Annotated in this window: 20 protein-coding genes; 12 read left to right on the top strand and 8 right to left on the bottom strand. The window is 50.7% G+C overall.

Features of this window, described 5'->3' with window-relative positions:
• Positions 1-322 precede the first annotated feature (322 nt).
• Positions 323-2917 carry an ATP-dependent helicase gene (locus Q8P05_01445; protein MDP2666148.1) on the top strand — a complete coding sequence of 865 codons (2595 nt, stop codon included), beginning with the start codon at positions 323-325 and terminating at the stop codon, positions 2915-2917.
• Positions 2898-3653, top strand: a complete 756-nt coding sequence (locus tag Q8P05_01450) for a metallophosphoesterase (protein MDP2666149.1) — start codon at positions 2898-2900, stop codon at positions 3651-3653. The genes Q8P05_01445 and Q8P05_01450 overlap by 20 nt, the downstream gene beginning before the upstream one ends.
• Positions 3654-3760: 107 nt before the next feature.
• Here the strand turns inward: Q8P05_01450 and Q8P05_01455 are convergent, their stop codons facing one another.
• Positions 3761-4123 (bottom strand): hypothetical protein, encoded by a 363-nt coding sequence (locus Q8P05_01455; protein ID MDP2666150.1) that lies wholly within the window; start codon positions 4121-4123, stop codon positions 3761-3763.
• A 64-nt stretch (positions 4124-4187) separates the two neighbouring features.
• Positions 4188-4373, bottom strand: a complete 186-nt coding sequence (locus Q8P05_01460; GenBank protein ID MDP2666151.1) for a Trm112 family protein — start codon at positions 4371-4373, stop codon at positions 4188-4190.
• A gap of 52 nt (positions 4374-4425) precedes the next feature.
• On the opposite strand from Q8P05_01460, the gene Q8P05_01465 reads away from it, so the two are divergent.
• The 3 genes from Q8P05_01465 (at position 4426) to Q8P05_01475 (ending at position 6751) form a co-directional block, all read left to right on the top strand.
• A complete protein-coding gene (locus Q8P05_01465; GenBank protein MDP2666152.1) occupies positions 4426-5595 on the top strand; it encodes a TraB/GumN family protein in 1170 nt (389 codons plus the stop codon).
• Positions 5596-6129: 534 nt separating this feature from the next.
• Positions 6130-6447: a hypothetical protein gene (locus Q8P05_01470; GenBank protein MDP2666153.1), complete on the top strand. Its 318-nt coding sequence runs from the start codon at positions 6130-6132 to the stop codon at positions 6445-6447.
• A gap of 7 nt (positions 6448-6454) precedes the next feature.
• The gene (locus tag Q8P05_01475) at positions 6455-6751 is read left to right on the top strand and encodes a hypothetical protein (protein ID MDP2666154.1); all 297 of its coding nucleotides are present in this window, start codon (positions 6455-6457) and stop codon (positions 6749-6751) included.
• Between the two features lie 17 nt (positions 6752-6768).
• Here the strand turns inward: Q8P05_01475 and Q8P05_01480 are convergent, their stop codons facing one another.
• Complete coding sequence (locus Q8P05_01480; protein MDP2666155.1) at positions 6769-7143, bottom strand: hypothetical protein; 375 nt, start codon at positions 7141-7143, stop codon at positions 6769-6771.
• A 147-nt stretch (positions 7144-7290) separates the two neighbouring features.
• Complete coding sequence (locus Q8P05_01485; protein ID MDP2666156.1) at positions 7291-7935, bottom strand: CDP-alcohol phosphatidyltransferase family protein; 645 nt, start codon at positions 7933-7935, stop codon at positions 7291-7293.
• 378 nt (positions 7936-8313) lie between these two features.
• Here Q8P05_01485 and Q8P05_01490 point away from each other — a divergent pair, with 378 nt between their 5' ends.
• From Q8P05_01490 to Q8P05_01510, 5 genes are read left to right on the top strand one after another with little or no spacing between them, the layout of a single operon-like run.
• Positions 8314-8685, top strand: coding sequence for a hypothetical protein (locus tag Q8P05_01490; GenBank protein ID MDP2666157.1), 372 nt, complete (start codon positions 8314-8316; stop codon positions 8683-8685).
• Between the two features lie 57 nt (positions 8686-8742).
• Positions 8743-9318, top strand: a complete 576-nt coding sequence (locus tag Q8P05_01495; protein ID MDP2666158.1) for a magnesium transporter — start codon at positions 8743-8745, stop codon at positions 9316-9318.
• 28 nt (positions 9319-9346) lie between these two features.
• Entirely contained in the window at positions 9347-9904 is a 558-nt protein-coding gene (locus tag Q8P05_01500; GenBank protein ID MDP2666159.1) for a magnesium transporter, read from the top strand.
• Positions 9905-9918: 14 nt separating this feature from the next.
• Positions 9919-10494, top strand: a complete 576-nt coding sequence (locus Q8P05_01505; protein MDP2666160.1) for a TrkA C-terminal domain-containing protein — start codon at positions 9919-9921, stop codon at positions 10492-10494.
• A 22-nt stretch (positions 10495-10516) separates the two neighbouring features.
• Positions 10517-10861, top strand: coding sequence for a DUF5519 family protein (locus Q8P05_01510; GenBank protein ID MDP2666161.1), 345 nt, complete (start codon positions 10517-10519; stop codon positions 10859-10861).
• A 96-nt stretch (positions 10862-10957) separates the two neighbouring features.
• On the opposite strand, the gene Q8P05_01515 is transcribed toward Q8P05_01510, so the two are convergent.
• Positions 10958-11413 (bottom strand): DNA-3-methyladenine glycosylase I, encoded by a 456-nt coding sequence (locus Q8P05_01515; protein ID MDP2666162.1) that lies wholly within the window; start codon positions 11411-11413, stop codon positions 10958-10960.
• A gap of 92 nt (positions 11414-11505) precedes the next feature.
• On the opposite strand from Q8P05_01515, the gene Q8P05_01520 reads away from it, so the two are divergent.
• Together Q8P05_01520 and trpS are read left to right on the top strand one after the other, a co-directional pair.
• Entirely contained in the window at positions 11506-11793 is a 288-nt protein-coding gene (locus Q8P05_01520; protein MDP2666163.1) for a hypothetical protein, read from the top strand.
• A gap of 49 nt (positions 11794-11842) precedes the next feature.
• On the top strand, positions 11843-12940 hold the full coding sequence (gene trpS, locus Q8P05_01525) for a tryptophan--tRNA ligase (protein ID MDP2666164.1): 1098 nt from the start codon (positions 11843-11845) through the stop codon (positions 12938-12940).
• On the opposite strand, the gene Q8P05_01530 is transcribed toward trpS, so the two are convergent.
• From Q8P05_01530 to Q8P05_01540, 3 genes are all read right to left on the bottom strand, one after another.
• Positions 12921-13328 carry a hypothetical protein gene (locus Q8P05_01530; protein MDP2666165.1) on the bottom strand — a complete coding sequence of 136 codons (408 nt, stop codon included), beginning with the start codon at positions 13326-13328 and terminating at the stop codon, positions 12921-12923. The genes trpS and Q8P05_01530 overlap by 20 nt on opposite strands.
• A 1-nt stretch (position 13329) precedes the next feature.
• Positions 13330-14076 carry a hypothetical protein gene (locus tag Q8P05_01535; protein ID MDP2666166.1) on the bottom strand — a complete coding sequence of 249 codons (747 nt, stop codon included), beginning with the start codon at positions 14074-14076 and terminating at the stop codon, positions 13330-13332.
• A gap of 75 nt (positions 14077-14151) precedes the next feature.
• The gene (locus tag Q8P05_01540; protein ID MDP2666167.1) at positions 14152-14979 is read right to left on the bottom strand and encodes an ATPase domain-containing protein; all 828 of its coding nucleotides are present in this window, start codon (positions 14977-14979) and stop codon (positions 14152-14154) included.
• Between the last annotated feature and the right edge of the window lie 58 nt (positions 14980-15037).

The raw sequence follows: 15037 nt of genomic DNA on the forward strand, positions 1-15037 counted from the left end.
CAATCCTCTCCATAAATTCTCCTCCGGGGCCGGGCTCGCGCCCGGCTCCACCCAAACTTTTTTTGGAAAAAAATTGCCCAATATGCAACTCCTTTTTAGAGAATGGTTTTCCATTACTGACCTCTTTTTTGTAAAAATGGCCAAAATATACATTGTTTTGTTTTGGATAAAAAATGAGTTAGATGAAATACCAAACAGGTAGAGGGTGTCACGGCCCAAATCCCTTCCCCCACTCCGAAAGCGGCGCCGCCCCGCCACCGGCATTTTAACCCTATCCACGCCATTTCTATATCATCCATCCTTTCCCCCTTTATTCCATCGCATGATCACCACCCTCACCCAAAAAGCGTCCGAGAAGGAGGTCTATGCCTCGCTCCATCCCCTATTGGGGGGATATTTCCGTCACCACTTCAAGGGATTCACCGAGCCCCAATTGTATGCCATCGTGAATATCCACCAGCGCCAAAACATTCTCGTCTCGGCCCCCACCGGAACCGGAAAAACCCTTTCAGCATTCGCCGCGGTGCTGAGCGAACTCATGCAGTACGCGGATGCGGGAAACCTGGAGGACAAAGTATACTGCGTCTATGTCTCCCCCCTCCGAGCGCTTTCCAATGACATCGAAAAAAACCTGAATCAACCCCTCGAAGAACTCCAGAAAGCCGCCCAAAAAATGGGAAAAACATACGACATCCGGGTGGGGGTACGCACAGGGGATACGCCGGCCAGCGAGCGCAGCAAGATGCTCCGGAAGCCCCCCCATATCCTCATAACAACTCCCGAAAGCCTGGCCATCATGCTCGTGGCCCCCAAATTCTCCCAATCCTTCACCTCCACCCAATGGATTATTGTGGATGAGATTCATGCCCTGGCCTCCGGAAAAAGAGGGACTCAATTGGCCCTCAACCTTGAGATATTGCAACGGTTCTCCCCCTCCGTGACGCGAGTGGGGTTATCGGCCACGGTGGCGCCCATCGATGAGATGGCCCAATTCCTTGTGGGGAATTGGCACGCCGGCACCCCCCGGGATTGCAAAGTGGTTGATATTGCGCACTTCAAAAAGATGGACATGAAAGTCCTATCCCCATTGCCTGACCTGATCAACACTTCCCAGAAAAAAATGGATGCGGCCGTTTACAAAACCCTGGATGATCTCATCTCGGCGCATCGCACCACCCTTATCTTCACCAACACCCGCGCGGCCACGGAAAGGGTCGTGCACCATCTCAAGGACCGCTTCCCCCACAAATACGAAGGGTTGATCGGGGCGCACCATTCGTCATTATCACGCGAACACCGATTGCAGGTGGAAGACCGACTGAAAAAAGGGGAATTGAAGGTGTGCGTGAGCTCCACTTCCCTTGAATTGGGAATCGACATCGGATATATTGATTTAGTCATCCTCCTGGGCAGCCCCAAAGGGGTGGCGCGTGCCTTACAACGCATTGGACGCGCCGGACACAAGCTCCACGACCAAGTGAAGGGACGCATTGTGGTGTTGGATAGGGATGATTTGGTGGAATGCGGGGTGCTCCTCAAGAACGCCCTCGAGAAAAAGATTGACCGAATCCACATCCCCCAACGCCCATTGGATGTTTTGGCGCAACACCTTATTGGATTAGTTGTCAATGAACCCCGGGGCATCGATGAAGTGTATGAGGAGGTGCGACGGGCCTACCCCTATACTAATCTTTCCCGGACGGAATTCCAGAGCATCCTGGACTACCTCTCCGGGGTGTATGCGGGGTTAGAGGTGCGGCATGTCTACGCCAAGATTTGGATGGACGAGAAAACAGGATTGATGGGCAAGCGGGGAAAGATGGCCCGTATTCTCTATATGACGAATGTGGGGACGATTCCGGATGAAGCCAAGATAACCGTGAAGGTAGGCGAAACCCGTATTGGGACATTCGACGAGGCCTTTCTGGAACGCTTGCAAAAGGGAGATCGATTTGTATTGGGGGGAAATACGTTCGAGTTCCAATTCGCTCGAGGAATGACTGTTCAAGCCAAGGGGGCCATTGGAAAGCTCCCCACCGTCCCCGCATGGATATCCGAGATGCTTCCCCTCTCCTATGATTTGGCCACCGACATCCAGGCCTTCCGCCGGCTCATGGAAGAGAAACTGGCCGCCAAGCGGTCAAAAAAAGAGGTAATGGCATTCATCGATTCGTATTTGTACGTGGATAAGAATGCGGCGGCCGCCATTTATGAATACATGCGCGAGCAGTACCGATTCTCCCACATTCCTCACTCGGGAAAAATAGTGGTGGAACAAGTGAAGGAAGAAGGGATGACCAACCTCGTATTCCATACTCTCTACGGCCGCCGCGTGAACGATGCCCTATCCCGAAGCTATGCGTATGCGCTTGGAAAGCTGATCCACCAGGATGTGGATATTTTATTGGGAGATAATGGGTTTGTGTTACGCCACAACGGGCGGGCGAGCGTGGAGAAGCTCATTGATGTCGTCCATTCATGGGAATTGGAAAAGATCATGCACGTGGCCCTGCGCAACTCCGAAGTATTGCGGCGACGATTCCGCCATTGCGCGACACGCGCCTTCATGATACTGCGTACTTATATGGGGCGAACCAAATCCGTTGGAAGGCAACAGATGAGCTCCCGCCTATTGCTATCCGCCATCCAGCGCATGGACGAGAACTTCCCCATTCTCCAAGAGGCCCGGCGGGAAGTCCTTGAGGATCTTATGGATGTCCATCACGCCCAAAAGGTGTTGCAGGACATCGAACAACACATGATCAAGGTCCAGATTGTTCATCTTCCTACTTTCTCCCCATTCGCCTTCAACCTGGTGGCCCAAGGACACTATGACATCGTCAAGATGGAGGACCGGCTCAGCTTTATCAAGCGCATGCACGAGAAGGTATTGGCTCATGTCGCCCAAACTGCCTGAGAAAAAGCATTTCCTCCCCGTGGAGATCATTCCCGGATTCCATGCTTTAGATTTAGGGTTGTATATTCCTTCCGAGGATTGCCTAATCATTTCGGATTTACAATTAGGTCTCGAAGAACAATACAACCAACAAGGAATATTCATCCCCCGCTTCAATTACAAGGAAGTGAAACAGCACTTGTTGGGCATATTCGAGAAGAAGGAAAACTTCTCCAGAATCATCCTGAATGGGGACATCAAGCACGGATTCGGAAAGGCATCCAACCAGGAGTGGCGGGAAGTCATCGACCTACTTGAAACCATTTCCCCCCACGCGGGAAAAATAACTCTTATCAAGGGCAACCATGACATCGCCCTTGACCCTATTGCCCGATTTGCCAAGCTCCACATCCTGAAAGAAGGATTGTTTCTCCCGCATGCCAACGCTTATGTGTGCCACGGCCACGAAATCCCTAAAGAAGCGGCCTTTCAGAAAGCCCAAACCATCATCATCGGACATGATCACCCTGCCATCCAATTGCAGGATGGGGCCACCCGGCAAAAATACAAATGCTTTCTCTCCGGAACCTGGGAAGGGAAACAGTTGATCGTCCTCCCGGGATTCAACTTCGCCCACATGGGGAGCGACCCCCGAGAAGGCGCCCTATCCCCCTTCCTACAACAGCGATTGGACCACTTCCGTGCGTGGCTGGTGGAAGACCACGTGTACGAATTCGGGATGCTGGGGGATATTTGAGCCAATTGGCCCTATTTTTTCCGCGAGCCTCCCACCTATTTTGAAAATTTATTATTCTATTTTGGTTTCATTTCCATAATAAAATTCCTATCTAACACTGAAAAAAATCAACGTCCTGGTCTCTTACGGGAACCGGGACCCTGATGGGGCTTAGGACCCTGAAGGGGCTTGCGACCTTGGGAGGGCTTGGGTGGCTTTCTATTAATGGAATAATAACGCATGAGTCTTGAGTCGCTTATAACTCTCTTTCTTCGTAAAATCGCTAAATCTCGGGACGTTAAATTCATTTCTATTTCTCTAATAGTAGGAACTTTTCTATCCACTGTATATTTATCGACAATCTTATACGCATCAAAAATCAGAATCCTTAAACCTGTTGTAAGTTTCAAAGCCAATTTTAATTTTCTCCCCTCTAATGTACCAGAAAACCACTCTTCACTGAACATTTTATCAGGCCCTTTATCCGCCATGCACCATCACCTGGTTCCTTCACCAGGTAGACCTATAATAAGCTTTCGGATGGGTGGAAAAGGATCAAGAATCCACGAGCATGTTAGGAATCCCATTATGGATAGGGTATACGGTGGCGCAGGTTTGGCACGTGAGGGTGTGCTTGGTTTCATCGTAATCCAATTTGGAATGATCCTTGGGACAGACAAGAACTTCGCGGAGAAGGGGGGATAGGGATTTGTTTTCGGGGCTGGGAGGAAGGGGTTCCATGCACCCATTGCCCCATTAGGGGTTTTTAATGGCGTTTGGACACGATTCCCGGATGCCCCCTCACTACCTTCGCATAGGCGAAAAAGACATCATCCTCTTGGGGACGGCGCACATCTCCCGGGCGAGCGTGGACCAGGTGCAGCAGCTCATCCTGGATGAAACTCCGGATGTCGTGGGGGTGGAATTGGATGATCTCCGGTTGCGCCAATTGGTTTCCGGACAGAAATGGGAGAATACCAATATTCTTCACCTGGTGCAACGGGGGGAATCCGGGTTAGTACTTCTCAATTTGTTCCTCGCCAACCTCCAGAAACAATTAGGGGAACAGGTGGGGGTGAAGCCCGGGGAAGAGATGCTCGTGGCGGTGCGGATTGCGCAAGAGAAGAAAATTCCCATTTTGCTCATGGATAGAAGCGTGCAGATCACCATGAAACGCGCCCTCAAAGTATTGTCCCTCTGGGAAAAGATGAAACTGGGCGGCAGTCTGGCCATGGGGTTGTTCATGGGCGGGGAAGGATTGGATGCCCAGAAGATTGAGGAACTGAAAGAGGATGATCTGCTGAACAAACTCATGCACCAATTGAGTAAGGAATATCCCAAACTGAAACGCACGCTCGTGGACGAAAGGGATATGCATATCGCCCATGCCCTCATCCATGCTCCCGGAAAGAAAATCGTTGGAATTGTAGGGGCCGGACACGTGGAAGGAATACTCCTCCACCTTCGGGCGCATCAAGAGAAGAAAGAATGGCCCATTCCCATTGAGGAGTTGAACCGGGTTCCCGAGGACCGGCCCAACCTATTACTCACGTGGGGCATCCCTATCCTTTTTTTGGGCATCCTCATGTATCTCCTCCTTCAGGAAGGATTCACATCATCCTTCCAATTCATCGCCTTCTGGGTCATCGGCCATGGAATATTAGCTGGATTAGGGGCGCTCATCGCCGGGGGGCACTGGCAAACCGTTTTGGGAGTAGTGGCCACCGCGTGGTTGGCGGCCCTGCATCCCTTAATCGCCGCGGGCTGGATTGCCGCCGCCCTGGAGACCAAACGCCACAGTCCCACCGTAAAGGACTTCACCCAACTGAATACCCTCAACTCGATCGGGGATTTCCAGAAGAACCGGGTAACCAAAATCCTGCTAATCACCGTCCTCACCAACATCGGCAGCATGCTCGCCACGTTCGCGGTTATTCCGTATTTGATCGGGGTCCTTGGGTAAGGAAAAACAAAAGATATATATTCTATTATTGGTTCCCGTCGGGATGAAGGTATGGGATTTTGTCCGCCCCACTTTTTTGAAGGTAATTTTAGCGATTGTATTGTTTTTCGTTTTTTCCCTCCTGTGGGGGGAGATCAACGTCATGTTCGATGCTACAACATTCGGGTTTCCATTCACTGTCTCTGCCGCGAATGGTTTTTGTGGACCGATTGAATTCGATCCCACCTGCGGACAACCCGTTTACAATTTTAGTGGTATCATTTTGAATGCCGTTTTTTGGTATCTGGTAAGTGCGGGGATCCTTTCATTATGGAATAAAGAGAAATAGGGTAAGTGCGCATTGGTGACGGGGTTCTGTTGCAATTACCTGAGTGGAGCTAACCATGATCCCATCATTGATCAGGAGTGTTCGGGTAAAAGCGGTATTGCGAATGCTTCATATATTCAAAGGACGCCGATCGAAACCGGCCCCATTATATACTATTTCATACCTATTAGATACGAATTCATATCATTTCCTGATGAGAGAATCCTATGCAAACTACCTCCCAAAATCAGTATACTCCTTCCCCTACGCTGGACACCATCCGCATGGTGGAAGAGACGATCCGCCAAGCCCCCACCAGTGTCATCAAATTAGCCGATTTGAAACGGTTGCTCCCTCGCCAGGTTAATCATAATACGCTTAAGGTGATTCTGGAATATCTCGAGGAAAGCGGAAAAATATACGTAGGGATAAAAGGCATTGCCTGGATCGAAAACAACAACCCGAGATTCAGGGAAATGCTGGAAAAGAGTTGGGTATATGAAGGTCCAGGTCATCTTGAGCCCTACCGCAAAAGAGACCTATGATTTTCTGGTGCGTAAAGCTCCCTTCGATAAAAAATCCAAAACCATCCTTCGGGGACTTGAAGCCAAACTCGAATTGATCCGAAATAATCCTAATTATGGAAGGCCAATCGCCAAAAAACGCATTCCTAAACGCTACCTCGATGCCTATGGCATCACCAATTTATTCTGGATTCCTTTGCCAGTCTATTGGCGAATGCTTTATTCGACGGCGAGAGACCCTGATGTGATAATCCTTATCGTCACGGTGATCGAAATCATTGATCATCCTACTTATGATAGGCATTTTGATTACGGGAAAAAATAATCCCCGTTAAACACCCATCACCTAATTTCCGTTCCCGACTTTACCGGACGCTCACTCACGAGCAGGGAAAAATGCCCCTCATCATCTAACGCACCCAATAGCATCCCCTGGCTCAAAACCCCTCCCAATTTCTTGGGCTCGAGATTGGCGACGATGGCAATTATCTTCCCCCGCAAATCATCTTTAGTATACCATTTCTTGATTCCCGCCACCAGGGTACGCGTCTCTTCTCCCAGGAGAATGGTTAATTGATATAGGTTATCTTTTCCCGGAATATCATCTACTTCCACGATTTGGGCGGTGCGCAATTGCACGGTAGACTTGAATTGATCCACAGACAAGGGAGGGAATTTTTGGGGTAAGTTATCGGGGGAATTAGTGGGGGGCATCATGAAATAATGGAGGGTCAAATGGGATTTTAAATCTTCCAAAAGGATGGCGGGTTTTTTCCCTGATGAAACCAATTGGTGCCATGTCTGAACAAAAAAAATGGCACCATGTCTTCAGGGAAAGATACATTGTTTTATCCGGGCCATCGGTTACCTTTCCTTCCCGGATTTCAAATAAGGCAACACGTTCCCTTCTTTTTCGGCCGAGGCGATAAGCCGTTTGGCATAGGTCATACGTTGGAGTGTGCCAATGAATGAGATGATGGCAATAACCCAGAGAGTAATTTCAAGGATATCCATTCCCTGGAAGGACGGATAGAAAATCGTGAGGAGGGTACCCAAAAACAACAGAACGAATTTATCAGCATGTTCACCAACCGCTGGCCAGTCGCGATTATCCGTAACGATAACCAATCCCACGCGGGGTTTGGCATAGCTGCTCCATAAACCGAAACCCAGTGCGGCGATGGCCGCGATAGGATATACAAAAGCCAAGCCAAGGAAGAGGATGATTTCAATGAGCTTATCCACCATGGTCTCGAAATAATTCCCCCAGAGACTCTGCTTTCCCTGCGCCCGCGCCACGGCACCATCGATTCCATCCCAGATGGTGGCAAGAATGAGGAGGATGAGGGCGAGAGAAAAGTTTTGGTTGGCGTAACCCCAAGCGGCAGCCAGGGCAAAAGGGATGCCTAACCAGGTAATCCAAAATGGATTAATTCGTAGGACGATGAAGGGCTGGGCGAGCGCCCTGAAAAAGGGTTTGGTTATTCCACGGAGGAGCGCACCCAGCATACGAAGGAATGGAAGGTGATGTATTTGAACGAGGGGGGTGTGAGGATGAAAAAATATATATTATGTAGTAATATGGCTATATCTTTCACCCTTTTTTGAAACCTATTTACAAAAAAAGTAAAGGGCCAATTGACGAAAAATTAATTCACTTCTAACCGTGAAAGCATTACTTTTTCTCTCCATTTGGTGAAATAAGGGTATTCCAGGCACCCTTTTTCATTCAAGAACCAGAAAGCCGGCCGTAAGGCATATAAAGGAGAAAGTATAGAAAGCGAAACCAGAGGGCACGGGAGGGTTCGGTTTTGCCCACCAGAACCTTAATGAATGCCCGAAACCAGAAAAGAGCGCCCGAAAAGGGCGGAATGGGGTGATAGAAACATGAGTCTCGTAAGCCTAACGTTCGGCGATGGCCGAAATAAAATGAGCGTGGCCTCGCCCATTCGGGTGATCCACCGCCCGGAGGACCGCATCCAGGTCAAGGAGGGAGCAGAACCCAGGCTCCACGTTCAGAAAGTATCGACCTTTTTGGGATTCGATGGGGTATATATCATCGGCAAGGTTACCTCGGGTTGCATCTCCACGGATATGATTGGCATGGCCAATGGCCGCCCCTTTACCATTAGTGAGATTGAGAGCAAATACCCCAATTGCCAGGTCGCTAAGGAAGGAATGACGGTCGGAATTTCCGCGCACGGGGTAAACAAGCACGACATCATGGAAGGGGCGGAACTTCAATTCGATTCGGCTTAACCCCCTCTTCGTCGCCCGCCACCCTTAAATCATCCCATCTCCCAACCTTGACTTATCATGCGTCGGGTCCATTCGACTATCCCCGCTTTCGTCCGGGAAACCCTTCCCGTCCTCTTTTTCGCCGCCACCATCGAGATCTTAGCTGGGATGTGGCTGCAGGCCAATATTACCCTCATTGCCTCCTTCCTGGGAGCATTCATTTTGTTGCCGGCGCTCAACAACATCCGGGGAAGCATCGCCGCGTCGACGGCCTCCCAATTAGCCAGCCACACGCACTTGGGGCTTATTGACTTGCGGCGGAAGAACATTGATTCCAATCCCGATGTGAAAACCATATTCGAGAGCCGACGCATCCTCACATTAGTCTTATGCATCGCCACAGGGGTGGGGGCCTTCCTCCTAATCCCGCAGGCCACTTTTCCCCATCTTCTCCAATTAGTGGGAATATCCGTGGTAACTGGATTAGTGACGGGGGAAATCCTCCACGTGCTGCTCATCCAATTGCTGCTTCTCTCCCATCGACGGGGGTGGGATCCTGACAACACCCTCATCCCTCCGATTATGGCTTTGGGGGATTTGTTCACCATCATTTTCATCATTTTCTTCCTCCAAATTTTAGGGGGCTTGGCTTGATGAATTCCATTCGCCGAGGGTTTCTCGCATGAACCACGCGACGCTATCCATATTGCGGCAGAGCGGCACCGTCCTGTTAATCTTACTTTTCTTCTCCCTCATGGCCGGGGAGGCTATCGAATCCAGCGTCCTCCTTTTCCAGGCATTCCCGGTGCTCCTCATCATCCTCCCCGCGTTCATCAATGCGTGCGGAAGCATCTCCGACAATGTATCCAATCATGTGACTACTGCATTGGGATTGGGCGGATGGAAATCCTCCCGCGTGACCCGGGTTTGGTTCACGAGCGGGGTGGGGGGGTTGCTGACCACCTTCCTCCTTTTCGGCGTATTAGTGGGGGTGCTCCACACCCTCTCCCCTTTCGTGGGATGGAGATCCCCTTCTTTGCCGGCATTCATGCTCGTCGTCATCCTTCCGGGAATACTCACCGTCCTCATTGGAAGCCTCGCGGCCCTGGCCATCGCCTATGCCGCCACCAAGTATGGGTGGGACCCCGATAATGTGGAAACCCCCATCCTGAACACCCTTTCCGATTGGGTCGGGGTCTACCTTTTTATTTGGACAAGCGGGTTATTACTGCAAGGATAAAAAAAGGAATGTTAATGCGTATGGTCGAGAACGAATTCAAATCGGTCCTGGATTACATCCATGAGATGTACAACCGTTCCTCCGTCGCCATCAACCTGGCTTTTTCAGCGATCATCCTGAATGATAAGGAATTGGCGGAGGATGTCATTGCCATTGAACACCAGATGAATGAATTGAAAGTGGAACTGGAAAAACGGGTTATTTCCTCCCGCGTCCCCGCGGAGGAAGTGGAAAGTATGGCCGGCGTCCTCGAAGTGGCCCACGCGACGGAACAGATTACCAATAATGCCCGCACCATCGCGGCCTTTACGGCCTCGGATAGAAAACATCATCCCATTCTCACCAAAGCCCTTTCGCACCCCAACAAACAGGTGTATAAGGTGGCCATCAAGAAAGGAAGCACGGTGGACGGGAAACTGCTGGGGGAAGCGCACATCGAGGATTTGAGCGGGGTGAGCCTCGTAGCGGTCAAGCAGAAAAAACAATGGCTCCGCTCCCACCTGGTGGAAGGAACGTTGAGTGCGGGGGATTTACTCTTGGTCAGCGGCACGGAGGAGCAGTTCAAAAAGCTCGAAAAAATGGTGCACTGACCGCACACAGGGGGAAAAGCATATGTTGGAACAAGGACCCATGTCCGTGGAAAAATGGAAAGAAACCATGCATGCGGGTATACGTCGGTGGAAAGGGGTCACGCAGGAACGGAAGGGGTTGGGGGACATCTTCCATGTGAATGGGAAGGTATTCGCCGAGACGCATGACACCATGCGCCTCATCCAGATGCGCGTGCGCTTACCTAAGACGCATCAAGGACGGGCAATCCAATTAGGGATGGCCGAACCCTCTCGAAATCCCATAGCTGCCAAGGAGGGATGGGTGGAGATCGAAGTGGATTCCGATACCGCCCTCCAGAACGCCCTCACCCTGGCCCGGCAAGGGTACATGGGGGTGGCGCGATAAGCTAACGGTGAAATAAATAATTAGGTTTCAAAACCAAAAATAATATTTCCGAGAAAGAAGAAAACAGTTCCAATGGCTGTCCAACTTTCATTGGCCTCAATCCGGTAGCTCGTATTCCACATAGGGTTGTTCGGACGAATAGATGGATTCCAGCCACGTCGAGGTGAGGGGCCCGATGCCCCGGAAGGTTTGGAAGCATTCCCTCAGGTCGGGAGCTAATACGGGTGATTTTTTGATTTCCTCCTTCGCGTGAGCGATCCAGTTCAAGACCGTTTCATGGTTGTCCCTCAGTTCCGCGCATTTCCTGGCATTGATGAGGACAGAATGAATCTTCCATGGGTTTTTTATCATTCCGGGAGCGCGGAGGAAGGGTTCGAGGTCATTCTCATCCATTTTGGATAATCTATCGATATTGAAATGAAAGAATGCCTTCTCAATCTGCGGCCATTTCGCCTCCACCACTTTGTAGTTGAACCGCACCACGAACACGATGAATGACACCTGATTCAGGAAGTTATCATCGGTCTTCGCTTTGTAGGCGCGCTTTTTCATACGATCATTCCGCCAAAGACCCCTTTTAACTCGAACGAGGGCGCGCCGCCGCGATCCCAAAGGATTTTATATCCGCCCCCCCTTTCCCCAGAATGGCATCTAATCCACCCCCCCGACGCCCAGATTTGGAAAGGTTGAAAGAAGGGTGGAATGCGTTTGTGAAAGCAAACGGTGGAAAAGAGACGAGGAAATTGTTGATCAAATGGTACCAACATTGTGGGTTTTCCAAAGCTGAAGCTGAGGTGGCAGTCAGACTTCATAAAATCGAAATCGCCCGGGCCGAGATGGCTGAACGCATGAGGAAAGAACATGAACGCATCAATCCCCCAAAACCCTCTAAGCCCCCCAAACCCCCCAGGCGTCGCCCGGGTTCCCGTTGAACCTTTTTTCAGGGAAGGCTTTTAATCGGCTTCCCGCCCCATGCAGGACATGACCACACCCTTCTTGGATCCCTGGGGGGATAATCTCATCGCGGATTATTCCAGGGTGGCCACGCATTTCGGTTTGGAACCATTCGACGCCAAACTATTCCCCCAGCCCAACCGACTCATGCGCCGGGGCATCGTTTTCGCCGGGCGGGATCTGAAACGCATCGCCGATGCCATCAAGGGAAAAAAACCCTTCTATGTGCTAACGGGCATCATGCCCACGGCGGAACGCCTGCATTTTGGGAACAAGAGCGTGGTGGAGAATGTGGCCTACTTCCAAAAACAGGGAGGACAAACTTACGTCCTCGTGGCGGATCTGGAGAGCGCGGCCGCCCGCGGGGTAAAAATAAGCGAGGCAAGGGAACGCGCCTTAGAATTCCACATCCCCGCCTACCTGGCATTGGGATTGGACATCAAAAAAACCCATTTTTATTTCCAGAGCGAAAACCGAACCGTTTCTAAATTAGCCTTTGAGGCCGGGCAGCGCATCACCCTCAATGAATTCAAAGGAGTATATGGGAACGCCGAACCCGGACGCATCATGTCGGCCGTAACCCAGATCGGGGACATGATTTATCCTCAGGAAAGAGAAGGCCACCCCCTCCCCGGTATTATTCCGGTGGGGATTGACCAGGAACCCCATATCCGGTTGTGTCGGGATTATTTGCACAAGATAGAATCCCAAAAAAGGTTTACTCCCATCTCCTCCATCTACCACCAATTCCTCCCCTCTCTCGATGGAAAAATAAAGATGTCCAAGTCCAACCCCAAAGGAAACATATCCATCCCGGAAGATCCTTCCATCGCTGAAAAAGCCATCCGCTCCGCGGTCACGGGTGGAAGAAAAACCATTCTGGAACACCGCCAACTGGGGGCCGAAATAGAGAAAGATATGGTTTATGAATTATTGAAACACCACCTGGTGGAGAACGATAACGAGCTGAAGAAAATCCATGATGATTATGCAAGTGGAAAAATGCTATCCGGGGAATTGAAACAGATAGCCGTAGAGAAGATGACTGCGTTCCTCCAAACATTCGAGGCAAATATAAACAAATGCAGAAAAAAGATGGATCGGGTCAATTTCGTGTCGGAATAATTTCTTTACCTTCAACAATACGGATGGGGATGCGAGTGGATTGACTCATATCTTTTACCAGCTGATGGATGGATAATTCCCCTTCCGGGTTATGCACCACTATTTCCCCCACCTGCTTCATCTCTGCTATTTGAGCTATTTTTTCAATGGTGGGACCCCATTCCAGAATATCGTGGCATAACTTCTTCTTCCCTTTCACCTGCTCTTTGATAGAATCCACGACCACGCGCCCTTTCATGATGTCACTGGTCTTGAATCCAAACCCCCCGCGGGAGGAAGAGGAATCGAGAACCAATAACACATACACCACACTCCCCTTCGCCACCGCCTTATCCACGAAATGGGGGGAATGATCCTTCACTGATAGCACGGGCATAAGAATCTTCATGTCAACCCACCCACTGATATAAATCTTTTTTTGGCTCGATGACCAACCCATCCTCTTTGGCGAATTCCATGGCGATCCGCACCAAGACACGTGGACCCTTTACCCCATCCGCCAGGGAGGATAAATCCATTTTTTTATTGGCCCGCATAACGGCCATCACGTTTCTCAGATGCTTCTCCAGGAGAGAGGACTCGATGATATAATAGAAACCGTCGAACGAACGAATACCTTTGATTTCCCCTGATTTGATGCGGGATGCCAAATCATAGGAAGCCATTTTGGCCGCGCCCTCGGAACGCAACACTACAAACCCATCGGTGGGAAGGGAATACTCCTCCGCCTCCCGCTCAGGAATAGGGGGCTGAACCTTAATGGAAGGGGATGCCACTTCTTCTCCTGGCCGGGGTTCGGCATACAGGGCTTTGGAAAATTTCTCAGATGACTTGCGGGTTATGATCTTCCCTTCCCGCCGCAACTCATCAAAAGCTACCTTCTCCTCCTCCGTGAGGAATTTTTGGAAACGCCCCTCGATGAGATCGGGGGCTTTATGCGTGCGCAGGAGCTTCAACACCTTGTGGTGAATGGGCTTCATCTCCCATCCGGGGGGTGGGGGGATGAAGGTTAGGGTGAGTTGGTCTCCATTACGGGATATTTCCCATTCCCCTTCTCGGGGGAGGGATAGAATGTCGCTCTGGGATTCATCCAGGGCACGCCGCAAAGAGGAGGCTTGGATACGGAGGGGGGGCATACCCATCACGTACTGGGAATGAGATAAAAGGGTAGCGCTCAATTACCCATTCCCCATTCAAAAGAAACCCGCCCTCTATTGAGGCACTTTGATAGTCAATCCCTGCTTGGTGAAAAGCATCTCCGCGACCCCATTATAGTGGTCGGTTCCCCGCATCTTCAAAATCTCGATCGTGTGCCTCCGTTTGAAGGATCCTAAATCATCCTCGCTCCGAGAATACGAGAAGGAAACGATTCCATCCGTCAGGAAACCTATTTCCCCCGCCCGCGCATCCACGACTCCCGTGAGCTGCTCCGCGATGATGAGGGAGGTGCACCCCCACTTCACGAGCATCTCGAAAAACAGGAGCAGGGCTTCTCTCTGCTTGTAATCATCCCGGAACAACAACCCATACGCGGTAATGGAATCGATGACCAGACGTTTCGCCCCAATCTCCGCGATGGTATCACGTACCGTCCCCCCGCCTTCCTCCAAGAGTTTGTTTACTTGGTGGGCCTTGTAGTAGAGGTGACGCACCATGTTCTGTTTTTCAAGCGCATAAAAGTCCCATCCGAAACTATTGCAATGGCGGTAGATGGATTCCTTGCTCTCGGCGAAACTCAAATAGACCCCGGGTTCATCCCAGAGAGTGATGCCATTGTAAAGAAACTGCATTGAAAAAGTGGTTTTCCCAGTACCCGCATACCCCGCGAGCAACGTATTGGTGCGCTCCTCAAAACCCCCTTCGATCAATTCATCAAAGCCAGGTATGCCGGTTGGAACCCGATTGGGACGAGTGCTCTTATCGCCCGACTTGGATACGGGAGCCACCTCCCTTACCCCTTGAGGACGGGAAGCGATGAATGCGGGCTCCCTCAATTCGAACGAGGGCGCGGCATCGGGGGGGGCACGCACATCTACCATCCCGAGGGCACGGAATTCTCCTATTTAAACCGCACGAATTCATCGGCGATGGGGTGGG

This window comes from Candidatus Diapherotrites archaeon, assembly GCA_030688545.1.
GTDB lineage: Archaea > Iainarchaeota > Iainarchaeia > Iainarchaeales > VGJJ01 > VGJJ01.